Below are 21,755 nucleotides of genomic sequence, written 5' to 3'. Positions count from 1 at the left end.
TGACCTATGTTCAGGAGCTATACCATGGCGCTCACAGACGTCACTGTCCGGCAGGCTCGGGCGACTGGCAAAGACTATACCCTCACCGACTTCGATGGCCTTTCTCTGGCGGTATCTGCCGCTGGCGGAAAGTCTTGGCACTTCAGATATTACTGGGCTACCAAACAGAAACGAATGTCGCTGGGCACCTATCCGAAGGTTAGCCTTCGGGAAGCACGTGCATTACGCGATGAGGCCCGCGCCCTGGTGGCGAAAGGCATCAATCCCAAGATTGATCGTAAGCAAAAACTTCGAGCTGTCTGTTTCGCGACGGAGAACAGCTTCAAGGTGGTGTATCTGCAGTGGCTTGCGCACCGAAAGCTGGAACTCAAGGAAGGCAGGCAAAGTACCCTCTCGCAGATCCAGCGTATCTTCGATAAAGACGTGTTGCCCGCGTTAGGCTCCGTATCCATCTTTGATATTTGCCGTCCCGACCTGTTGGACGTGCTCGTGAGTATCGAGCAGCGCAGGGCATTTACCACTGCCGAGAAAGTGCGCACCTGGCTCAGGCAGTTGTTCCGCTTTGCGATGGTGAAAGTCGCAGGGCTGGAAAGCAATCCAGCATCGGACTTGGATGTTGTTGCTATCCCCAAGCCACCTGTGGTCAATAATCCCTTCCTGCGGCTACCTGAACTGCCCAATCTGCTGAACAAGCTACGCCGCTATAGAGGCAGGTTCACCACGCAACTTGGTATTCGTCTGTTGTTGTTGACGGGTGTGCGTACTGGTGAGCTGCGCCTGGCGACCCCTGATCAGTTCGATCTTGAGCGCGGCTTATGGATCATTCCCCCTGAGGTGGTCAAGCAGCTGCAGGATGGTATGCGCAAGCGTGGACAGAGGCCGCAGGATATTCCGCCCTATATCGTGCCGTTATCGGTCCAGGCCATCGAGATCGTTCGCTATCTGCTGGAGCAGACCAAGCCAGCCCAGCGCTATCTACTTGCACACCGAAGCGAGCTGAGAATGCGCATTAGCGAGAACACGCTGAACGGCGCGATCAAGCGCATGGGCTATAAAGATTTGCTCACTGGTCACGGCATCCGTGGCACGCTCTCCACGGCGCTCAACGAGTTTGGTTACCCCAAGAACTGGGTGGACGCCCAGCTCTCGCACGCGGACCCCAACAAGGTCAGCGCCACGTACAACCACGCTCTGTATGTGGAGCCCCGCCGGAAAATGATGCAAGACTGGGCCGATCGGCTCGATTTGTTAGAGCAGAACAAGGTCAAAGCGGCCAGTACGCACCTTACTATCCGCTTCGATGGTATGCCGCTGCTAGACCAAGGTGCGGAAATGTCCTTCGACCCTGTGGATGATGGTAAGTCGCTAATTCTGGGGTCGTCAGTTGGTGGGCCTATTGAGCGCCTGTCGATGGTGGCTAGAGCTTAGATTTCAGTTGTTGCGGTGTGCTTGGCCTGAAAGGAATGACAGCCGGCATCGCCGGCTGCTCTGATGACAGTAGGCTGTAGTGGCGATTGCATTTCCGTTAGCCTGTTGGCCTGCCAGGGGTAGAACACTCCCCTCCAGAAGTGGAGGGGCTAATCTAGATTCGGCCGTTGGCTTGGCGCAGGCGTTTGACGAAACTCTCAGCGTCGGTTTCGCCAACAGTGCGGAGATCTTGCCATTCTTCGCCATTGGGAGCGAATAACTGCAGTGCCGGTGGGCCGAACAGCTGGTAGCGGTCGAGCAGGGCGCGTTGCTCGGCATCGCTACGCGTTATGTCGAAGCGCACCAGTCGGTAACCGGTCAGTTGCTCACGCACGGCGGGTGCTGCCAGCACTTCTCGTTCAATTACTTTGCAACTGATGCACCAGTCGGCGTACCAATCCAATAGCAGTGGTTGGTCGGCATTTTTTGCTGACAGCAGAGCGGCATCCAGAGCAGCTGGTGTATCCACGGTCTGCCAGCCGGCGTTAGCGCCGCTCGGAAGTACGGCTTTGGCGTCCAGCTGACCCAGCGGTCGCAGCGGATCGGATTGACCTTGCAAAGCGCCGAGCCAGGCGCTGACACCGTAGACCAGTAGTGCCACACCGAGTAGTTGGGCGAGCCTTTGCCGGCCGGACTTGAGGGTGAACTCCAAGGCACCGAGCCAAATCGCGCTGCCAACTGCCAAAAGGCCCCACAAGGCCAAAGTCACTGGAGCGGGTAGCACGCGTTCTAGCAGCCATACAGAGACAGCCAGCAGCATCACGCCGAAAGCTTTGCGCACACCGACCATCCAGGTGCCAGACTTGGGTAGCAATGCTCCGCCGCCGATGGCGAACAATACCAACGGCGCGCCCATGCCCAACCCGAGGGCAAACAGCTTAAGGCCGCCACCCAGTGCGTCGCCGGTGGTGCTTATGTAGAGCAGTGCGCCGACCAGAGGGGCAGTCACACAGGGCGAAACCAGCAGGCTCGACAGTACGCCGAGCGTGGCGGCGCCCAACATTGAACCCCCGCGGGCCTGGCCGGCTAGGAGATCTAGTCGTTCGGTGATAAAGCGCGGCATGCGCAGCTCGAATACGCCGAACATGGCCAGAGCGAAAACAGTGAAGAACATCGCAAAGGGCACCAACAGCCACGGTGACTGCAGGCGCGCTTGTAGGTTGAGGCCAGCGCCGAACATGCCCATTAGCGCACCAAGCAGGGCGAAGCTGGCAGCCATGGGGAGTACGTAGGCAAGCGATAGGCGTAATCCACGCGTTCCGCCGAGTTGTCCGCGTAATACCACGCCAGACAGAATTGGCAGCATCGGTAGCACGCAGGGTGTGAAAGTCAGGCCCAAGCCCGCCAGGAAGAACAGCGCCAGACTACGCCAGTCAATGGCGACCCCTTGTTGCAGGGCTGCAATGAGGGGGGGATCACCTACCTCGAAGCTGCGAATCTCTGGCGGATAGCACAGCCCCAGATCAGCGCAGCCCTGATAGCTCACCTGTAAGGTGAACGGTGTGTTCTGAGGGTTATTAACGGGTAGCAGCAAGTCGGTAACGCCGTAGAACACCTCGACATCGCCAAAAAATTCATCGGTTTTCGGTTCGGCCGCGGGCCATTGCGGGGTGCCGATTGACACTTGCGGGTGGTCGCTGGTGAATGCGAAGCGATGTTTATAGAGGTAATAACCCTCGGCATTTATGAAGCGCAGGCGGACGCTGTCCTTACCGGCTTCCAACAGGTCGAGGCGGAAGGCCCTGTCTACCGGAAGGAAATCCTGGCTGTTATTCAGCGGAGTGCCGAACAGAGCCGACTGAGGACGCGAAGAATCAAATATCTCGGCGTTGGCTGGCAAGGTAAGCAGTAGCAGCAGCAGACACAGCAGGAGGCGGGACATGACCATCTCGCGGGCTAATAACGAAAAGGAGGTGAATTTCAGCTTGTTAACGGAGCCGGGCTTTTTGAAGTGCGGGCTGGGGATGGTCTCCGCTGCGATTCAGTGCATCGCAGGATGCCAGCCAGTACCAGCCCGCCCGGCGAGCTGCTATTAATTCGGGGCTTGTTCCAGCGGATAATTGGCAATGACCTTTTCTCGGCCAGTGCGAGTTATCCCGATCACCTGGTAGGGATGTTTGACGTCGCCATACTCCATGCCTGGTGAGCCAGCCGGCATGCCTGGCACGGCGATGCCCAGCAGGTCAGGGCGCTTGCGAAGCTCCAAAATCTGCGCAACGGGCACGTGGCCTTCAACGAACTTTCCATCGATCACGCCTGTATGGCAGGAAGCCAGACGCGGTTTCACGCCGAGGTCTTGCTTGACCGTGTTCATGTTGCGTTCGACGTGATCGCGGACTTCGAAGCCGTTGTTCTCCAGGTAGGTAATCCAGTCCTTGCAGCACCCACAGTTGGCGTCGCGGTGCACATCAATGATCAGGGGTTGCGCGGCCTGGGCGGCGCCACTTAGCAGCAGGGCTGCGAGCGCCGCGGTAGTCAGTGTTCTGGACATAAAAAACCTGTTTCCAATGGTTTGCTCACTTGCAACAGCAGCCACCGCTTCCACCGCATCCGGTTTTCCTGGCGGGGCTCGATGAGGCCGCCGGACTGCTCAGTTGGGCGGGGTATCCAGCATCACCCAGGGCGGCGACAAGCACATCGCTGTCGCACTCAGCGCTGACCCGCACACTGGCCGCTTGCAGATCGACGTCGACCTCGGTGACGCCTTCAACTGCGTTGAGCGCCTCGGTGACATGCAGGACGCATGAGCCGCAGCTCATGCCTTTGACACTCAATTCAACGGTGCTCATGACAATCTCCTTGCGAGGTTGCTGCTGGGGTTGAGGCAATTCTCAACCTTGCCAAGGTGGCAAGGTCAAGAGTTTCAGTCGATTGATACCTTGCGCAGTCTCAAGGCGTTGAACACCACCGAAGCGGAGCTCATGCTCATCGCCAGCGCTGCGATTATTGGTGACAGCAGGAGGCCGGTCAGCGGGTAGAGCAGGCCGGCTGCCAAAGGAATGCCCAGAGCGTTGTAAAGAAAGGCGAAGGTCAGGTTCTGGTGCATGTTGCGCACGGTGGCCACCGACAGGCTGCGCGCGCGCAGGATGCCGAGCAGGTCGCCCTTGACCAGCGTGACCTGGGCGCTGTTCATCGCCACATCGGTGCCGGTGCCCATGGCAATGCCGATATCGGCGCGCGCCAGGGCCGGGGCGTCGTTGATGCCGTCGCCGGCCATGGCCACGCGGTGCCCTTGCTGTTGCAGCGAGGCGGTCAGGCGTTCCTTGTCCTGCGGCTTGACCTCGCCGTGCACCTCCTCGATACCCAGTTCGCGGGCTACGGCACGGGCAGTCGTCAGGCCATCGCCGGTGGCCATGATCACCCGTATGCCGTCTGCCTGCAGGCGCTGGATCGCCAGTTTTGAGGTCGGTTTGATCGGGTCGGAAACCGCCAGCAGACCGGCCAGTACGTTGTCCACGGCCAGGAACATGATGCTCACGCCTTCGCCGCGCAGCTGTTCGGCATGCCCCTTGAGCGGGCTGGCATCCACGCCGGCATCATTCATCAGCGCGGTGTTGCCCAACTGCAAGTCGCGGCCGTCAACCTTGCCACGCACGCCGATGCCGGAGGCCGATTCGAAGGTTTCAGGCGTGCTCAGCGCAAGGCCCTGGGCACGGGCATGATCGACGATGGCGTGTGCCAGGGGATGTTCGCTGCCCTGATCCAGGCTGGCGGCCAGTCGCAGCACCTCGTCCCGCGTGAAGCCGGGCGCCGCCTCGACGCTGTGGAAAGCAGGGCGGCCTTCGGTGAGGGTGCCGGTCTTATCGACGATCAGAGTGTCGATCTTGCGCAGGTTTTCTATCGCGGCAGCATCGCGGAACAGCACGCCGCTGCCGGCCGCTTTGCCGGTGGCGACCATCACCGACATCGGCGTGGCCAGGCCCAGGGCGCAGGGGCAGGCAATGATCAGTACCGCGACTGCGTTGATCAGACCGAACACCCAGCTCGGTTCCGGCCCCCACAGGCCCCATACGACAAAGGTCAGAGCAGCGATGGCGATGACCGCCAGCACGAAACGCCCGGCAATGACGTCGGCCAGCCGCTGCATTGGCGCCTTGGAGCGCTGCGCTTGGGCTACCATCTGCACGATCTGCGCAAGCACGGTCGAGCTGCCGACCTTTTGTGCCTGCATCACCAAGCTGCCGTGGCTGTTGAGGGTAGCGCCGATCAGGCTATCACCGGCGCGTTTCATGATCGGCACCGGCTCGCCGGTCAGCATCGACTCGTCCACCGCGCTTTCGCCTTCCACCACCATGCCATCAACCGGCACTTTTTCGCCTGGGCGCACCCGCAGCTTGTCGCCGCTGTGCACGTGGGTGAGGGGAATGTCCTCTTCGCTGCCATCGGCCTTGATGCGCCGGGCGGTCTTGGGCGCCAGACCGAGCAGCGATCTGATCGCCGCCGAGGTCTGCGAGCGCGCCTTGAGTTCCAGGATTTGGCCGAGCAGAGTCAGCGAGATGATTACCGCTGCCGCCTCGAAGTACACGCCGATGCGTTCACCCTGCATGAAGTGGTCGGGGAATACGCCGGGCGCCAGGGTGGCGATCAGGCTATACAGGTAGGCGGCGGAGGTTCCGAGGCCGATCAGCGTCCACATGTTCGGGCTGCGGTTGATGAACGATTGCACGCAGCGCACGTAGAAGGGCCAGCCGGCCCAGAGCGCCACCGGGGTGGCTAGCGCCAGTTCGACCCAGTTCTGCGTGGCGCCGTGAAACAGCGAGATAGCGTGCTCACCCATTGCCAATACAGTGACAATCACGGTCAACGGCAACGTCCACCAGAAGCGTCGAGAAAAGTCTCTGAGCTCCGGGTTGTCCTCTTCTTCCAGTTCGGGCATGACCGGCTCCAGGGCCATGCCGCATTTGGGGCATGTGCCTGGGCCGATCTGCAGTATTTCCGGGTGCATCGGGCAGGTGTATTTGGCGCCGTGATCGACGGTCGGCGTCTCGCCGTGAGCATCCCCAGCATCCAAATATCTGCTTGGCTCGGCATTGAATTTTTCCAGACAATGCTGGCTGCAGAAGAGCAGTTGTTGGCCGGCGTGGCTGGTCTGGTGCGGACTGTCGGATTTGACCGTCATGCCACAAACAGGGTCACGATCCGATGGGGTCTGAAGTGTGGGATGTAGCTGATTGGCCTGAGACATTACCGCTCCTTTTAAACCTGTCTACGCACACGCGGGGGTATTTTATATAGGGTATCCCTGACGGGCTGACAGCCGCCTGACCCAAGAATTACATTATTGTAAGCTTGCGGCAGACACCTGGGCATTCCGCCAAGAAATGGTTCCTATATAGATAATTAGTTAACTTACGAATTTGTAACAAGCGAAACAGCATGCCGTAAGGGTGGTGCCTTTAAGATTTAGGCATCAATTACCCAGAGGTGTTAATCATGAAGATCCTGCGGAAAGCACTCACTGTTCTCGCTCTAACAATGGCCGCCTCTTTGGCGGTGGCGACTGAAACTGGCCAAGAATCGCAGATGCGACATGATTATTCGGCGGCTGATGGCAAGCAGGTTCTAAAGCAACTTCTTAAGGACGGTAAGGTTTTAAGCGTAAATTATAAGGGCAAGAGAGTTATGGGCCGCTCTGATGGTCGCGTACGGCCATATGAAATAAAGATCCGCACCCCCGATGGCGTCATTCATACTGTAGAATACCGAGGCGTGCCGGTTGGCATCAATAACGGCTGATTTTTTAAAGGATAATTGCTGCTCTGCCAAGGCCTGATATTGCCTTGGCAAAGGCAGCGAGTTCGACTACGCAGCCATGCGTTCACATTCCTCAGCACATTCCATACAAGCCTTCGCGCACTCTTGGCAGTGATCCATCTGATGCTTGGCACACTCTTCGCCGCAGGCCCGGCAGATCTTTGCACACAGTGCGCATAATTCTTTGGATAGCTGGCTCTGGCGACTCATAAGTCTGGCTGCCAGAGCGCACACGTCAGCACAATCCCTGTCGAGTTCAATGCAACGAGCCATCGCCTGGACGTTTTCTTCACGTAGACAGGCAGATGCGCATTTTTCGCACACGAGGGCGCAGTTAGAGCAAGCTTGAATACAGTTATCGAATATTTTGTTGTCCATATGTCCTCCTGAAGTTCATGGTTAGCTTTGAACCTTACGCCGGTCGCGGCAATCATCAGCTAGGTCCATTCAATACGACAGGCTTAGAGTCCTTCTGTTTCGATGACTTACATTACAATATTGTAAGGCTATTGGTTCGCTGTAGCTGCTTGATATCAAAGGTGATTGCCTTTGCTGCTATGCGGCTTGCCGGGGAACTCCATATAAAAGGCCGTTACGCCACCTGCAGAGGTACACCAGATTCTCCCGTTATGGGCTTCAACGATGGATCTAGTGATTGCCAAACCGAGGCCAGCGTTGCTTGGGTTGCCCTCACGCCGTGCTGGATCGACCCGATAGAAACGATGGAAAAGTTTTTCCAGATGTTCTGGTTTGATCGTCCCGCCGGGATTCTCGACGCTAAGGACGACCGTCTCTTCCGTCTCACGAATCGTTACAGAGATGTTTTCCCCGGTCGGGGTATAGCGCAGCGCATTGGATAACAAGTTGGAGAGCGCTCTATTGAGCATCAACTTATCTCCCAGCACCTCGCCTCTGCCTGAAGCTGAGAGGTGTATACCGCGCTCTTCGGCCAATAGGTGGTAATACTCAAGCAGCTTGGAAACTAATCTCGAAAGTTCGATAGTGCTTTGTTCTGGAATTATCAATCCGTTGTCAGATTTTGCTAGAAAAAGCATGTCATCAATCATGCGTGACATTCGCTTAAATTCTTCCAGATTGGAGTAGAGGTTATCCTCGTAAGCATCAAGGTCCCGCTTTCGGGTGAGCACTACCTCGGTGTGGGTCATCAGATTGCTGACAGGGGTTCGCAGTTCATGGGCGATGTCAGCCGAGAAATTGGACAGCCGTACGAAGGCATCTTCCAGGCGGCCCAGCATCGCATTGAAGGACAGAACGAGCTGCTGCAGCTCTAGTGGTACTGGCTCTAGCGGAATTCGCTCCTGTAACGACCGGGCTGACATTGATGTTGCGAGGTGGGTCACTTGCCGAAGAGGTCTTAACCCGCTTCGAACAACGACCCAGCCTAGAGCGGCACTGATCAGGGCGCTGATTACTAGCCCGGCAATGAACCATCGCTGCAAGGTCTCGAAGAAGTGCGCATGGCTCGTGACATCGAGAATCAACAGAGCTGTGAGGGGTTCGGACTTGTCTGCCACGGAAATTTGCGCAGTCATCCCTCGATACAGGTGTCCTGCATTCTGCCATTCCCACATGCTTTGCTCTTCCGCATGCCTGAAGCTTTCCGGGACATCGGCTGCCTTGGGATCGGAAAAAAGCACCCTGCCATCACCGCTCAGGATGGTCGCCGCCAGATCATGATGGGCACCGAGCAGCGCTCGTAACTGCGGCAGTTCCTCGGTGAGGCTTGCGTCGCTGCGTGCGTTATTAAGGATGTGTCGGGTCGATTCGAGCTTCTCGACCAGGGCCTGTCGATCCAGCACTTCGAAGTGGTGCTGGCTGAGCACGTTGAAACTCAGGCCGGCCATCGTCAGAACCACCACCACTACTGACATGAACATCAGGCTCATGCGGGCGGTCAGCGAAAGGTGGCGCACGCTCATTCCGGCGCATCCATCATATAGCCCATGCCGCGCACGGTCTGAATCAGCTTGGGCTCGAAGTCGTCGTCTATTTTTGCGCGCACACGGCGCACCGCGACCTCGATGACATTGGTGTCGCTGTCGAAGTTCATATCCCATACCTGAGAGGCAATCAGGGATTTCGGCAGCACCTCGCCGCGCCGGCGCATCAGCAATTCCAGCAGTGCAAATTCCTTGGCGGTCAGGTCGATCCGCTTGCCGGCACGGATGGCGCGGCGTTTCAGCAGGTCCACTTCGAGATCAGCAATTTTCAGGGTGGTCTGGGTAGGGGAGCCATTGCCCCTGCGAAGCAAGGTCCTGACCCTTGCCAGAAGCTCGGAGAAAGCGAACGGCTTGATCAGGTAGTCGTCCGCGCCCAGCTCAAGGCCTTTGACGCGGTCTTCCACGCCATCACGGGCGGTCAGGAACAACACCGGCATGTCTTTCCCGGCTGCCCTGACCATGCGCAGCACCTCCCACCCATCCAGCCCGGGCATCATCACGTCCAGAATCAGCAGGTCATAGGTTTCACTCAACGCGTACTGAAGCGCATCTGTCCCGGTCATGACCCGGTCAACAGTGAATCCGGCTTCAGTCAGGCCTTGTTGCAGATACGCCCCGGTTTTGGGTTCGTCTTCAGCTACCAGTAATTTCATGCGTACAGACTCCGAAACTCGACAGCCTGAGTGTGCAGGCAATTAGTGCCCTCAACCAGAAGCTTACAAAAATGTAACGCCCGCTTCAGGTTGCCGACAGAACAGGGCGTTTAGAGTTTGCAGGGTATCGGTTGTGCTCACGATCCGGTGTGGCTCCGCACGGCGTTATGGCGAGTAGATTTTTTAGGCCCTCCTCATTGCTCCTTGGCCTTCACGGCGCCTTCGGGCGCCTTTTTTTCTGCTTGCGCCTTTTGCTAAAGAGGCGGGCCGAACGTTACACAAATGTAATTTCAGGGTAAGCCAGCCGGCAGGTCAGCCGTCCTACTCTTGGGTACTCCTCAATCACTTGAATGAGCTCCAGCCAATGAAAATTTATTCTCTTTCCCTTTTTTCCGCACTGGGTTTGGTTTTCAGCACGACTGCTGCAATGGCCGCCCCTGGCCATAGTCATGCGCTCGACTTTGGACAGCCGGGCGACGCGCAGGCGGTGGATCGCACCATTGAGGTACGAATGAGCGATAACGTCTTTGCGCTTGAGACGATTGAAGTCAAGGCGGGTGAGACGGTCCGTTTCGTGTTGCATAACGACGGAGCCCTGCTGCATGAATTCAACCTCGGCTACTCGGACACCCATGCCGCGCACGAGCAGGAAATGATTGCGATGTTTCGCAGCGGCATGCTTACCCCGACAGGTGCTCATGACATGAGTCATATGGCGGGTGAAATGGATGGCGGGATGACACACGACGATCCGAACAGTGTTCTGATCGAACCCGGCGCCCGCGAAGAGTTGATCTGGACGTTCTCGAAAACAAAGAATCTGGAGTTTGCTTGCAATATTCCGGGACACTATCAAGCGGGAATGGTCGGCAAGGTAGAGATACGTTAAGCGCCTAACGTAAAAGTACTGCCCCGCTTAATGAGTGGGGCATGGTTGTTATCTTGTAAGTTCGCTTATCAGGACTGATCAGCAAGTTTTTTGAGTTACTGCGTGCTTTAAATATTCATCAGGGCGCCACAAGCCCGAAGCTGGATTAAAACTACCAGCTCATCTAATAATTGGATGAAGAAATATGCATAGAAAACCCACAAGGCGGACCTTCATCAAAGGGTTAGCCGCAACTGGAATACTTGGTGGCTTGGGCATGTGGCGCGTGCCGGTTTGGGCGGTCACTAGCCCAGGACAAGCTAACGTGCTGACCGGTAACGACTTTGATCTGTTCATTGGTGAGGTTCCAGTAAACATAACGGGTGCGGCCCGCACCGCAATGACTATCAATGGTTCACTTCCAGGGCCGATCCTGCGCTGGCGGGAAGGAGATACAGTCACTCTTCGGGTTCGCAATCGTTTGCAGGAGGATACGTCCATTCACTGGCACGGCATTATCCTGCCGGCCAACATGGACGGTGTGCCTGGCTTGAGCTTCCATGGCATCGCTCCGGACGGCATGTACGAGTACAAATTTGATGTCAACCAGAATGGTACCTATTGGTACCACAGCCATTCGGGCCTCCAAGAACAGGCCGGAGTTTATGGTGCCTTGGTGATCGATGCGAAAGATCCCGAACCTTTCAGCTACGATCGTGACTACGTGGTGCTGTTGAGCGACTGGACCGACGAGAATCCGGATCGGGTCCTGGCAAAGTTGAAGAAGCAATCGGACTATTACAACTATCACAAACGCACCGTCGGTGACTTCATTGATGACGTGAGCGAGATGGGATGGTCCGCTGCTATTGCCGACCGCAAGATGTGGGCCGAGATGAAGATGAGCCCTACGGATCTTGCCGACGTCAGTGGCTACACATACACCTACCTCATGAACGGCCAGGCGCCGGACGGCAACTGGACGGGCATCTTCAAGCCGGGCGAAAAAATTCGACTGCGTTTCATTAATGCTGCAGCCATGACCTACTTCGATGTCCGTATTCCTGGTCTGAAGATGACGGTGGTTGCGGCTGATGGGCAGTACGTCAAACCGGTCAGTGTCGATGAGTTCCGCATCGCCGTGGCCGAAACCTACGACGTCATCGTCGAACCCGAAAACGAGCAGGCTTACACCATCTTCGCGCAATCCATGGATCGTACCGGCTATTCCAGGGGCACCTTGGCGGTTCGCGAAGGGCTGAGCGCGCCTGTCCCAGAGGTCGACCCTCGTCCGCTTATCTCAATGGCCGACATGGGCATGGATCACGGCAGCATGGATGGCATGGAGCATGGCTCTATGCAGAGCGGGATGGCCTCTATGGCCGGTATGGATCACAGCAAGATGGCAGGCATGGACCACAGCCAAATGGCAGGCATGAGCCATGGCAGCATGTCCGGTATGGATCACAGCCAAATGGCGGGGATGGACCATGGCACGATGCAGTCGCACCCGGCTTCCGAAACCAATAACCCTTTAGTTGACATGCAGACCATGACGCCGGCGCCAAATCTGAGCGACCCGGGAATCGGCCTGCGTGACAACGGGCGTCAAGTCCTCACTTACTCTGATCTTCGCAGCACCTTCCTCGATCCGGACGGCCGCGATCCGAGCCGCACCATTGAACTGCACCTCACCGGGCACATGGAGAAGTTTTCTTGGTCGTTCGACGGTATCAAGTTCTCTGATGCTGAACCGCTGCGACTCAAGTATGGCGAGCGTGTTCGTATCACTTTGGTCAACGACACGATGATGACCCACCCAATTCACCTGCATGGCATGTGGAGTGATCTTGAAGACGAGAACGGCAACTTTCTGGTGCGCAAACACACCATCGACATCCCGCCGGGCTCGAAACGTAGTTATCGCGTGACGGCCGATGCATTGGGGCGTTGGGCTTACCACTGCCACCTGTTGCTTCACATGGAAATGGGCATGTTCCGTGAAGTTCGTGTGGACGAGTAGAGGAGAGATTCAATGAGCAATTTGCTGAAACGAAAAGCGCTGTTTGGTGGTGTCGCCGTGCTGAGCCTGATAGCCACCTTGTACGTCCCTACCTCGATGGCAAATCAAGATCACAACGAGCATGCCCAGCACTCGGCTGAAACGCACAAGGGTGCTGGTGGCAAAGCGGCTCCTGCGTCGCAAGAAAAGACATCCCAGATGAAGCAAATGGACCATGGCGCTATGGATCACGGTTCCATGAATCATGATGGGATGGATCATAAAAAAATGATGGGTGGGCATGGCGGCAAAGCCGAGGCAGGTTCGAACCATGACCACTAGGATCACGCGTCCTTCGTTCATAGCGCTGGCTGTATCGCTGAGCGCCCTCAGCGGTGGTTTCACCGCAGCTGCTGAAATGGACCATTCCGCGATGGTCCATGGCTCTATGCCCATGGACCATAGCCAGATGAATCATGGCTCTGCACCGAGCGCAATGGGAGGCATGGATCATAGCCAGCCAACCAGGGTGCGAACGTCGCAGAACCAGACTCCTGCGGCTGATCACAGCAAGATGGATCACGGCGCCATGCAAGGGCAAATGGGTGAGATGGATCATAGCGCCATGGATCATTCCAAGATGAACCATGGCTCCGCTGACGTTGCGAGAGCGACCAGTCGTACGCCCATTCCGGTTCTTACGGACGCCGACCGGAAGGCGGCGTTTCCGCCGCTGCCCGGCCATCAGGTGCATGACAGCGCCATCAACAGCTTCTTTCTGCTTGATCGATTCGAATATCAGGATGCCGATGAAGGCAGCACCTTGGCTTGGGACGCCTCCGGCTGGCTGGGCGGTGATATCAATCGGGTCTGGTTTCGCTCGGAGGGGGAGCGCACCAACGGCGTTACCGAGGATGCTGAACTGCAGCTGCTTTATGGGCGCTCAATCGGACCCTGGTGGGATGTGGTTGCCGGCGTCCGCCAGGATTTTAAGCCGGAGTCACCTCAAACGTGGGCGGCGTTTGGCATTCAGGGGCTGGCGCTCTATGACTTCGAAGCAGAGGCTACCGCATTTATTGGTGAGAATGGCCAGACCGCAGCCCGCTTCGAGGGTGAGTACGACATTTTGCTTACCAACCGGCTGATTCTCCAGCCGACAGCCGAGGTGAACTTCTATGGCAAGAACGATCCAGAACGAGGCGTAGGGTCGGGGCTGGCCAATACCGAACTTGGTTTGCGTCTGCGCTATGAGATCGTCCGGCAGTTTGCGCCCTATATCGGTGTTTCCTGGAGCCGCTCCTATGGCAACACTGCAGACCTGGTGCGTGAGGAGGACGGGGATGTTTCAGAGGCGCGCTTTGTCGCTGGCATCCGGGTATGGTTTTGAGTCAGAGAGGACGAAGACAGTTATAAGCTAGGAGGCAGAGGGCACTGTCGGTAACGCTGAAGTTTTAGCCGGAGGCGACGTCGGTGCTCTTGATGCCCATTCCCCGTAGTGCATGCTTCGCCCGCGAAGGCGCACGAACGTTCCATTGATGCCCCCCATGGAACATCCACGTGTCGGAGTTGAGTAGTAAATCGCTTATCCGTGTTCGCATTGGTAAACGCATCTTCAGATGCGTTAGATGCCGCTTAGCACCAAGACTCGTCGATATTGAACTGAGCCAAACGCTATACCCAGCAGCCTTGACCAATATCAAAGCCACCGGTATGTCTGTTTGGGGCATGAGTGACGAGTAAATTGAGGCATGGTTGCTTTCCTGCAAGCTGCCGAAATGGGGCGCTGAGCAAGATCAGGCTCTACCGTTATCGGTCATTGGCTCACCAAGCGCACTGACTTCATCGGGATCGCCGCTGTCTGGCACGCTAGATATGGATGTAGGCGGAGTTTTGCATGTCTGCAAGGTGATTGGCATGTATACAGCGTGACGCTGGTCAGGTAGCTGCCGTGTTACCACTAGCCGGTAGTGGTATCACAGCTTTCAATGCCCCTGACCCGCATTGTTGGACGCGATACATAAAGTCGGCTGAAAGCTCAGCGATAGGTGGGTTATCTCTCTGGTATATAGCGTAATCATATGCGAGCGGCCTTCATGCCGCTCGACAGTTGAACGCTCCTTGTGTTATCCCGGGCAGTTAGTTCCAGCTACATGATATTCAAGAATATTTAAGTTGCCCTTGGAGTCCTCGTAAGTCATCTGTGCTGGTATCACCTCATTGCAAGTTATGTCAGTTCGTGTGGTTTGGATGACTTTGGCAATGTCTAGCTCCATTCCATAACGATAGTGCACTACTTTTGGTGGATTCTTTCCGGTGGAGATGGCGTATTCCTGCATCGCCTTTTCGTTTGCGCGAATCATTTCTCCATAAGTGCTATCCGAACTACCTCCAGCCATGGTCAGCGAAGTTACCGTCATCAATGATAATGCGGCCATGATTCTGCCAGTGTTCATGTTCAACTCCTGATTAAAATGTCGCTGGCACTATAAGCTTGGCGGGATTTCAGGTGGATGACTTCAGGATTACATTGTTGTAATTGATTGGTTTGTCCGGCTAATGTTTTTTAAAAAGTTAATATTTAAGAACGCAAGTCTCGTTGCGCCAGATCTCCGTGTTGGATTTTCGGCATATCAGTATTGCTTTGAAAAAGCTGACATCGATGTAATGTCCAGGTCATCTGCATGACAGGCCTGATCTGCAATAAAGCCAGGCAATAAAAAACGCTTCTTAATTCGAGGCTCGGATCACTAACGAGCCCATGCTTTTCCTTGTGCCGACTCCGCGTGCTACGGAGCTAGATCTGATGAATATTTTGAGAAAAGGAAGTGGCTCATTGGTGCACCTTTCGCTCTGCGCGATGAGAGAGAGCCTGGTGGACCTAGCCGAAGCTGGGAAAGGTTTTGGCTTTCGGCGCTGCGATCAAAGGGGCCGGCATAGCAGAAAGGGGAAGCTATGAACTGGATCGTTCAACCGTTGCCTGGCAGCCAACGAGTGCTGCTGGCTGCTGTCACCCTGGGCCTTGTTCTGAGCGGCAGTGTTCAAGCCGCACCAGAGTCAGCCGAATTTGGCGCCACCTTGCCTCCGCTGCTCGACCTGCTCGAACGCCAGAGCCCTGAGCTGCGGGCTGCAGGGTATGAGAGACAGGCCGCCTGGGAGCGGCCCGACGTGGCCGGCTCGCTTCCTGATCCGATGCTCACGTTCGAAGAAATGGGTATCGCCCGTGACGACCCGAGCCTCTCGCCGAGCGGCGTCGGCAGCACACGCTACGCGTTCCGTCAGACCTTTCCGCTGGGCGGCAAGCGAGGGCTTGCCCGCGAGATCGCCGAGGCGGGCGCAGAGCAGGCGGTGGCGCGCGAGCGCCTGAGCCGGGTCGAGCTCAGGAGTCTGGTCAAACTGGCCTTCAACGAATACCAGTACGCCCATGCCGCCACCCAGGTGACCGAGGAGTTGCGCAGCCTGGTGGATGAGCTTGAGAGCATCGCCCAGGCGCGCTACCGGGTCGGGCTTGCACCGCAGCAAGACGTGATCAAGGCGCAGACCGAGCACAGCAGCCTGCAGAGCGAGTTGCTAACCCTGGAGCGTGACCGGCGCAGTACTGCGGCGCGGCTCAACGGTATTCTGGCGCGCCCGGCGAACGCGCCGCTGGCGACGCCTGCCGGCTGGTCCGCGCTGCCTGCAGCGGTGCCTACCCTGGCGGAGCTGCAGGCGCGAATCCTTGGCGGCAACCCTCAAGTGGCCGAGCTCAATGCACGGATTCAGGAAGCCCGACGCGCCGAGGAGCTCGCGAGCCGGAACTGGATTCCGGATGTCACCGTCGGCACCGCCGTCGTGCAGATGGGTAACCGCGCCGAAGAATTCGAATTGATGCTGGAGATGAACATTCCCCTGTGGGGCAAGCGCCGCAGCGCCGAACAGCGCGAGGCCGTCTCCATGCGCTACGCCGCAGAAGCCCGGCGTGAAGCGGTCAACAGCCGCCTCGCCGGTAGCGTCGGTGAAGCCTGGTCGGCGTTGGAAACCGCCTTTCGACAGCACGCGCTGACCGCAAGAACACTCTTGCCGCAGGCAGAACTCACCTATCAGTCAGCGCTTGCCAGCTATCAGACCGGCAACGTCGATTTCGCCACCTTGCTCGATGCCCAGCGACAGATCCGCCAACTGCGGCTGTCGCTCCTTTCGTACGAACTGGAGCAGCGCGTACGGGTAGTGGAACTGGAGCGTCTTGTCGGAGCAGAACTATGAAACGCAGCATGATTCTGGGCGCCGGCACGTTCGCCCTCGCCACCGCAATCGCCGGGTTTGCCGGCGGTTACCTGATGGCGCAAAAGCCAATTTCCTCAGAGACCGTCGATAGCAGCGCGCCACAGGAGCGCAAGGTCCTCTACTACCGTAATCCCATGGGCCTGGCCGACACCTCGCCGGTGCCGAAGAAGGACCCGATGGGGATGGACTACATCCCGGTGTATGCCGACGAGGCGCCCACTGTCGCGCAGGGCGAGCGCAAGGTTCTCTACTACCGCAATCCCATGGGGCTGCCGGACACCTCGCCAGTGCCGAAGAAGGACTCTATGGGCATGGACTACATCGCCGTCTACGAGGGTGAGGAATCCGGAAGCACCGTCACCATCAGCCCCGAGAAGATCCAGCTACTGGGCGTGTTGACCTCGCCGGTCGAGCGCCGAGTGCTCACGCGCACGGTGCGTGCCGTCGGTACGGTGCAGGTGGACGAGCGCGGCCAGTACACCCTGGCGCCGAAGTTCGACGGATGGATTGAGAAGCTCCACGTAAACACCACCGGTGAGCCGGTCCGCAAGGGTCAGCCGCTGATAGACGTGTATAGCCCCGAGTTGGTCTCGGCGCAGCAGGAGTTCTTGATCGCCAATGCTGGACGACAGCGCCTAGCGGCTGGCAGTGCGAATGCCAGGCAGGGGGTCGCCTCACTCTCAGAATCTGCCATGCAGCGGCTACGCAACTGGGATATTGGCGAAGCACAGCTTGAGCGCTTGCGCCGTACCGGCAAAACCAGCCGTACCTTGACGATCACCGCTCCGGTGGATGGGGTCGTACTGGACAAACCGGCGTTGGAAGGCATGCGCTTCCAGGCCGGGGACGCTCTCTACCGAATTGCGGACCTCGATACCGTCTGGCTTATCGCTGAGGTATTCGAGCAGGACCTGGCGTTGGTAAAACCGGGGCAAGCGGTACAGCTCACGGTCAGCGCCTATCCAGGCCGCCATTTCACTGGCGAGGTGACCTTCATCTACCCCGATCTCTCGCCGCAGACCCGCACTGTAAAGGTTCGTATCGAGCTGTCCAATCCCGACGGCCTGCTCAAGCCGGCCATGTTTGGCACTGCCCAGCTGGCTGCTGGGGAGCGCACACCCGTGCTCGCGGTTCCCGACTCGGCGGTGATCGACAGCGGCACTCGGCAGGTCGCACTGGTCGCCCTGGGTGAGGGTCGCTTTGAGCCGCGCGAACTGCTCACCGGCAGACTGGCAGACGGCTTTCTTGAAGTGCTTGAAGGGCTGGGCGAGGGAGAGTCCGTGGTCACGCGGGCCAACTTCCTGATCGATGCCGAGAGCAACCTCAAGGCAGCGCTGAGCGGCATGAGCCCGAAGTCGGCGGCAGCCGATGCCCATGATCATGGGAGCCACGAAAGTCCTGGCCATGCCGCCACCCCGACCGATGCCGACGCACACAGCGCTCATGCCGCTCATGCCAGTCACGCCGGCCACACCGTCCCAATTGAGAGCAGCACTGACGCTCATGTCGGCAGTCACGGAAGCAGCGAGGCTGATGCGTCGCCAAGTGATGGGCATGACCATGAAAACCACGCCACGCCAGACGCGCATTCCGGCCACGTCATGCCGGATAGCCACAGCAATTCCCATGGAGGGCATTGAACATGCTCTCCAGAATCATTGAATGGTCGGTTCGCAACGTCTTCCTGGTGTTGCTCGCCACGTTGATCATTATCGGCGCCGGCGTCTACGCCGTGGTGAAAACCCCGCTGGACGCGTTGCCGGATCTGTCCGACGTGCAGGTGATCGTCTACACCGAGTTTCCAGGGCAAGCGCCGCAGGTGGTAGAGGATCAGGTTACCTACCCGCTCACCACCGCACTGCTCTCGGTACCCAATTCCAAGGTGGTACGGGGCTTCTCGTTCTTTGGCGCCTCCTTCGTTTATGTGATTTTCGAGGACGGCACCGATATCTACTGGGCGCGCTCGCGGGTGCTTGAGTACTTGAACTTCGCCTCCAAGAGCCTTCCAGCTGGAGTGACACCGGCGCTGGGGCCGGACGCCACCGGCGTTGGCTGGGTCTACCAGTACGCGCTGACCAGTGCGCGGCATACCCTTGCGGAGCTGCGCACGCTGCAGGACTGGTTCGTGCGCTATCAACTCACCAAGGCCGAGGGTGTGTCCGAAATCGCCAGCATCGGCGGCTTCGTCCAGCAGTACCAGGTCACCGTCGATCCGCAGAAGCTGCAGGCCTACGACATCCCGTTGAGCCGCATTTCCGACGTCATTCGCACCAGCAATGCCGACGTGGGCGGTCGCATCGTGGAAATGAGCGAGACCGAGTACATGGTGCGCGGTCGCGGCTATTTGCGTGGTGCAGCGGACATCGAGAAACTGGTGCTCAAGGCCGCGGGCGGGGTGCCGGTTCTGCTGCGCGATGTGGCGCGCGTCGAGCTCGGCCCTGATGAGCGTCGCGGCGTGGTCGAGCTCAACGGGGAGGGCGAGGTGGTCGGCGGCATCGCCGTCGCCCGCTACGGCGAAAATGCCATGAACGTGATCGACAACCTGAAGGCCAAGATAGAGGAGATTCGTCCCGGCCTGCCGGAAGGTGTCGAGATCGAGCCGGTATACGACCGTTCGGATCTTATCCAGCGCGCCGTGGACAATCTCAAGGTCACGCTGCTGGAAGAGTCGATCATCGTCGCGCTGGTGTGCATTGTGTTTCTTCTACATGTACGCAGTGCGCTGGTGGCCATCCTCATGCTGCCGGTGGGCATCCTGATCGCCTTCATCCTCATGCGCTGGCTGGGGCTCAATTCCAACATCATGAGCCTGGGCGGCATCGCCATCGCTATCGGCGCAATGGTGGACGCGGCCATCGTGATGATTGAGAACGCGCACAAGCACCTGGAGCGAGCGTCGCCGGACAAGCCGAGGGCAGAGGTCATCATTGAAGCCTGCCGCGAGGTGGGGCCGGCGCTGTTCTTCTCGCTGCTGATCATTACCGTTTCCTTCCTACCGGTGTTCACGCTGGAGTCCCAGGAAGGACGGATGTTCTCGCCGCTCGCCTTCACCAAGACCTTCGCCATGGCGGGTGCGGCGTTACTCTCGGTGACGCTGGTGCCGGTGCTGATGCTGTTGTTCGTGCGCGGGCGGATCATCCCCGAGCACAAGAACCCGGTGAACCGTTTCCTGATCTGGATTTATCGCCCGATCATCCATATCGTGCTGCGATGGAAGGTGACAACCATCGTGGTGGCGCTCGTGGTTTTGGGCGTGAGCATCCTGCCGGCGCGCCAGCTTGGCAGCGAATTCATGCCGCGCCTCAACGAAGGCACGCTGCTGTACATGCCGGCCTCGCTCCCGGGCATGTCCATCACCAAGGCTGCGGAACTCATGCAGGTGCAGGACCGGATCATCAAGAGCTTTCCCGAGGTAGCCTCGGTATTCGGCAAGGCGGGCCGCGCGGCCACGGCCACCGACCCGGCCCCGATCGAAATGTTCGAGACGGTGGTCAACCTCAAGCCGGAAGAGCACTGGCGGCCGGGAATGACGATGGATAAGCTCATCGCCGAGATGGATGAAGCGCTCCGGTTTCCGGGTGTGGCCAACAGCTGGACCATGCCCATTCAGGGGCGCCTGGACATGCTATCTACCGGCATACGAACGCCCATTGGCATCAAGGTGTTTGGCATGGACCTCGCCGGGATCGAGCGGCTGGCCACCCAGATCGAGACGGTTGTGCAGGCGGTGCCCGGGACAACCAGCGCGTTTGCCGAGCGCATCACGGGTGGCTTCTATCTTGATATTGCCCCCGACTACGATGCCCTGGCCCGCTACGGCCTGACGGTGGGTGAGGTGCAGATGGTCATAGCCACTGCGTTGGGCGGCGAGCTTGTGACCACGACCGTGGAAGGGCGCGAGCGATTCGGCGTCAGCGTTCGCTACCCACGGGAGCTGCGCTCCGACCCGCAGCGTATTGCCACCGAGGTGCTGGTGCCAACGCCGGGCGGCGCACAAATTCCGCTCGGGCAGCTCACCGATATCAGCGTTTCCAAGGGCGCGCCCAGCATTCGTACCGAAAACGCGCTGCTCTCAGCATATATCTATGTCGATATTCGCGGCCGCGACATCGGCAGCTATGTGCGAGAGGCACAGCAGGCGGTCAATGATCAGGTGACCTTTCCACCCGGTTACTACGTGACCTGGAGCGGCCAGTTCGAATACATGGAGCGGGCGGCGGAGAGGCTAAAAATCGTCGTGCCGCTGACCCTGGTGTTGATCTTCCTGCTGCTGTACCTGAATTTCCGCCGGCTTACCGAGACGCTGATCGTCATGCTCTCGGTGCCGTTCTCGCTGGTGGGTGGTATCTGGCTCATGTGGGCGCTGGGCTACAACTTCTCGGTGGCCGTGGTGGTGGGCTTCATCGCCCTGGCTGGCGTGGCTGCCGAGACCGGTGTGATCATGCTCATCTACCTTGACCATGCGCTCGCCGAGCGCCGAGCCGAACGGGAAGCAGCCGGCGAGCAGTTAACGGTGGCTGATCTCTACCAGGCAGTCATAACTGGTGCAGTCGAGCGAGTACGGCCGAAGATGATGACGGTAGTGGCCATCATGGCCGGCCTGCTGCCGATCATGTGGGGCACCGGTACCGGCTCGGAGGTGATGCGACGCATTGCCGCGCCGATGGTGGGTGGGATGATTTCTTCCACCGTACTGACGCTTGTGGTCATTCCGGCGATCTACATGCTGGTCAAGCAGCGCAGTCTGCGGTGATCGCTCGGTAGCGTGTTCATTCGCAGCTTACCCGGAG

Annotated in this window: 16 protein-coding genes and 1 pseudogene; 9 read left to right on the top strand and 8 right to left on the bottom strand. The window is 58.3% G+C overall.

What is annotated here, in order from left to right:
- Nucleotides 1-24 precede the first annotated feature (24 nt).
- A pseudogene (locus PSTAB_RS12480) lies at nt 25-1,308 on the top strand (tyrosine-type recombinase/integrase); the annotation flags it as partial.
- Nucleotides 1,309-1,582: 274 nt separating this feature from the next.
- Here PSTAB_RS12480 and PSTAB_RS12475 read toward each other — a convergent pair.
- The 4 genes from PSTAB_RS12475 to PSTAB_RS12465 form a co-directional block, all read right to left on the bottom strand.
- On the bottom strand, nt 1,583-3,349 hold the full coding sequence (locus PSTAB_RS12475) for a protein-disulfide reductase DsbD (RefSeq protein WP_013983191.1): 1,767 nt from the start codon (nt 3,347-3,349) through the stop codon (nt 1,583-1,585).
- A 150-nt stretch (nt 3,350-3,499) separates the two neighbouring features.
- Nucleotides 3,500-3,958 carry a DUF411 domain-containing protein gene (locus PSTAB_RS12470; RefSeq protein ID WP_003280447.1) on the bottom strand — a complete coding sequence of 153 codons (459 nt, stop codon included), beginning with the start codon at nt 3,956-3,958 and terminating at the stop codon, nt 3,500-3,502.
- A gap of 25 nt (nt 3,959-3,983) precedes the next feature.
- Nucleotides 3,984-4,256: a heavy-metal-associated domain-containing protein gene (locus PSTAB_RS21310; protein ID WP_003280450.1), complete on the bottom strand. Its 273-nt coding sequence runs from the start codon at nt 4,254-4,256 to the stop codon at nt 3,984-3,986.
- A 74-nt stretch (nt 4,257-4,330) separates the two neighbouring features.
- A complete protein-coding gene (locus PSTAB_RS12465) occupies nt 4,331-6,652 on the bottom strand; it encodes a heavy metal translocating P-type ATPase (RefSeq protein WP_080564990.1) in 2,322 nt (773 codons plus the stop codon).
- A gap of 248 nt (nt 6,653-6,900) precedes the next feature.
- Here PSTAB_RS12465 and PSTAB_RS21305 point away from each other — a divergent pair, with 248 nt between their 5' ends.
- On the top strand, nt 6,901-7,203 hold the full coding sequence (locus tag PSTAB_RS21305) for a hypothetical protein (protein WP_080564989.1): 303 nt from the start codon (nt 6,901-6,903) through the stop codon (nt 7,201-7,203).
- 66 nt (nt 7,204-7,269) lie between these two features.
- Here PSTAB_RS21305 and PSTAB_RS21300 read toward each other — a convergent pair whose 3' ends face one another.
- The 3 genes from PSTAB_RS21300 to PSTAB_RS12455 form a co-directional block, all read right to left on the bottom strand.
- The gene (locus tag PSTAB_RS21300) at nt 7,270-7,599 is read right to left on the bottom strand and encodes a four-helix bundle copper-binding protein (RefSeq protein ID WP_080564988.1); all 330 of its coding nucleotides are present in this window, start codon (nt 7,597-7,599) and stop codon (nt 7,270-7,272) included.
- Between the two features lie 155 nt (nt 7,600-7,754).
- On the bottom strand, nt 7,755-9,161 hold the full coding sequence (locus PSTAB_RS12460) for a heavy metal sensor histidine kinase (RefSeq protein ID WP_003280459.1): 1,407 nt from the start codon (nt 9,159-9,161) through the stop codon (nt 7,755-7,757).
- Nucleotides 9,158-9,835, bottom strand: a complete 678-nt coding sequence (locus PSTAB_RS12455; RefSeq protein WP_003287667.1) for a heavy metal response regulator transcription factor — start codon at nt 9,833-9,835, stop codon at nt 9,158-9,160. Before PSTAB_RS12455 ends, PSTAB_RS12460 begins: the two co-directional genes overlap by 4 nt.
- 364 nt (nt 9,836-10,199) lie before the next feature.
- On the opposite strand from PSTAB_RS12455, the gene PSTAB_RS12450 reads away from it, so the two are divergent.
- The 4 genes from PSTAB_RS12450 (at nt 10,200) to PSTAB_RS12435 (ending at nt 14,092) form a co-directional block, all read left to right on the top strand.
- On the top strand, nt 10,200-10,724 hold the full coding sequence (locus PSTAB_RS12450) for a cupredoxin domain-containing protein (protein ID WP_003287669.1): 525 nt from the start codon (nt 10,200-10,202) through the stop codon (nt 10,722-10,724).
- Between the two features lie 184 nt (nt 10,725-10,908).
- Nucleotides 10,909-12,726 carry a copper resistance system multicopper oxidase gene (locus PSTAB_RS12445; protein WP_080564987.1) on the top strand — a complete coding sequence of 606 codons (1,818 nt, stop codon included), beginning with the start codon at nt 10,909-10,911 and terminating at the stop codon, nt 12,724-12,726.
- A gap of 12 nt (nt 12,727-12,738) precedes the next feature.
- Complete coding sequence (locus PSTAB_RS12440) at nt 12,739-13,047, top strand: hypothetical protein (protein ID WP_003287672.1); 309 nt, start codon at nt 12,739-12,741, stop codon at nt 13,045-13,047.
- Nucleotides 13,037-14,092, top strand: a complete 1,056-nt coding sequence (locus PSTAB_RS12435; RefSeq protein ID WP_041771771.1) for a copper resistance protein B — start codon at nt 13,037-13,039, stop codon at nt 14,090-14,092. The genes PSTAB_RS12440 and PSTAB_RS12435 overlap by 11 nt, the downstream gene beginning before the upstream one ends.
- 736 nt (nt 14,093-14,828) lie before the next feature.
- Here the strand turns inward: PSTAB_RS12435 and PSTAB_RS21295 are convergent.
- Nucleotides 14,829-15,158 (bottom strand): DUF2790 domain-containing protein, encoded by a 330-nt coding sequence (locus PSTAB_RS21295; protein WP_003280469.1) that lies wholly within the window; start codon nt 15,156-15,158, stop codon nt 14,829-14,831.
- Nucleotides 15,159-15,657: 499 nt separating this feature from the next.
- On the opposite strand from PSTAB_RS21295, the gene PSTAB_RS12430 reads away from it, so the two are divergent.
- From PSTAB_RS12430 to PSTAB_RS12420, 3 genes are read left to right on the top strand one after another with little or no spacing between them, the layout of a single operon-like run.
- Nucleotides 15,658-16,944: a TolC family protein gene (locus PSTAB_RS12430; RefSeq protein WP_013983186.1), complete on the top strand. Its 1,287-nt coding sequence runs from the start codon at nt 15,658-15,660 to the stop codon at nt 16,942-16,944.
- Nucleotides 16,941-18,605, top strand: coding sequence for an efflux RND transporter periplasmic adaptor subunit (locus PSTAB_RS12425; protein WP_013983185.1), 1,665 nt, complete (start codon nt 16,941-16,943; stop codon nt 18,603-18,605). Before PSTAB_RS12430 ends, PSTAB_RS12425 begins: the two co-directional genes overlap by 4 nt.
- A gap of 2 nt (nt 18,606-18,607) precedes the next feature.
- Entirely contained in the window at nt 18,608-21,718 is a 3,111-nt protein-coding gene (locus PSTAB_RS12420; RefSeq protein ID WP_013983184.1) for an efflux RND transporter permease subunit, read from the top strand.
- Nucleotides 21,719-21,755: the final 37 nt, after the last annotated feature.

Source organism: Stutzerimonas stutzeri, assembly GCF_000219605.1.
Lineage (GTDB): Bacteria > Pseudomonadota > Gammaproteobacteria > Pseudomonadales > Pseudomonadaceae > Stutzerimonas > Stutzerimonas stutzeri.
This window is presented reverse-complemented; position numbering and strand designations above follow the sequence as displayed.

Bases quoted from the DNA above. Each gene is read 5' to 3' on its own strand.
- PSTAB_RS12440 (WP_003287672.1), top strand. From the start codon at position 12,739: ATGAGCAATTTGCTGAAACGAAAAGCGCTGTTTGGTGGTGTCGCCGTG.
- PSTAB_RS21295 (WP_003280469.1), bottom strand. From the start codon at position 15,158: ATGAACACTGGCAGAATCATGGCCGCATTATCATTGATGACGGTAACT.
- PSTAB_RS21300 (WP_080564988.1), bottom strand. From the start codon at position 7,599: ATGGACAACAAAATATTCGATAACTGTATTCAAGCTTGCTCTAACTGC.
- PSTAB_RS21310 (WP_003280450.1), bottom strand. From the start codon at position 4,256: ATGAGCACCGTTGAATTGAGTGTCAAAGGCATGAGCTGCGGCTCATGC.
- PSTAB_RS12455 (WP_003287667.1), bottom strand. From the start codon at position 9,835: ATGAAATTACTGGTAGCTGAAGACGAACCCAAAACCGGGGCGTATCTG.
- PSTAB_RS12460 (WP_003280459.1), bottom strand. From the start codon at position 9,161: ATGAGCGTGCGCCACCTTTCGCTGACCGCCCGCATGAGCCTGATGTTC.
- PSTAB_RS21305 (WP_080564989.1), top strand. From the start codon at position 6,901: ATGAAGATCCTGCGGAAAGCACTCACTGTTCTCGCTCTAACAATGGCC.
- PSTAB_RS12445 (WP_080564987.1), top strand. From the start codon at position 10,909: ATGCATAGAAAACCCACAAGGCGGACCTTCATCAAAGGGTTAGCCGCA.
- PSTAB_RS12420 (WP_013983184.1), top strand. From the start codon at position 18,608: ATGCTCTCCAGAATCATTGAATGGTCGGTTCGCAACGTCTTCCTGGTG.
- PSTAB_RS12435 (WP_041771771.1), top strand. From the start codon at position 13,037: ATGACCACTAGGATCACGCGTCCTTCGTTCATAGCGCTGGCTGTATCG.
- PSTAB_RS12450 (WP_003287669.1), top strand. From the start codon at position 10,200: ATGAAAATTTATTCTCTTTCCCTTTTTTCCGCACTGGGTTTGGTTTTC.
- PSTAB_RS12430 (WP_013983186.1), top strand. From the start codon at position 15,658: ATGAACTGGATCGTTCAACCGTTGCCTGGCAGCCAACGAGTGCTGCTG.
- PSTAB_RS12475 (WP_013983191.1), bottom strand. From the start codon at position 3,349: ATGTCCCGCCTCCTGCTGTGTCTGCTGCTGCTACTGCTTACCTTGCCA.
- PSTAB_RS12465 (WP_080564990.1), bottom strand. From the start codon at position 6,652: ATGTCTCAGGCCAATCAGCTACATCCCACACTTCAGACCCCATCGGAT.
- PSTAB_RS12425 (WP_013983185.1), top strand. From the start codon at position 16,941: ATGAAACGCAGCATGATTCTGGGCGCCGGCACGTTCGCCCTCGCCACC.
- PSTAB_RS12470 (WP_003280447.1), bottom strand. From the start codon at position 3,958: ATGTCCAGAACACTGACTACCGCGGCGCTCGCAGCCCTGCTGCTAAGT.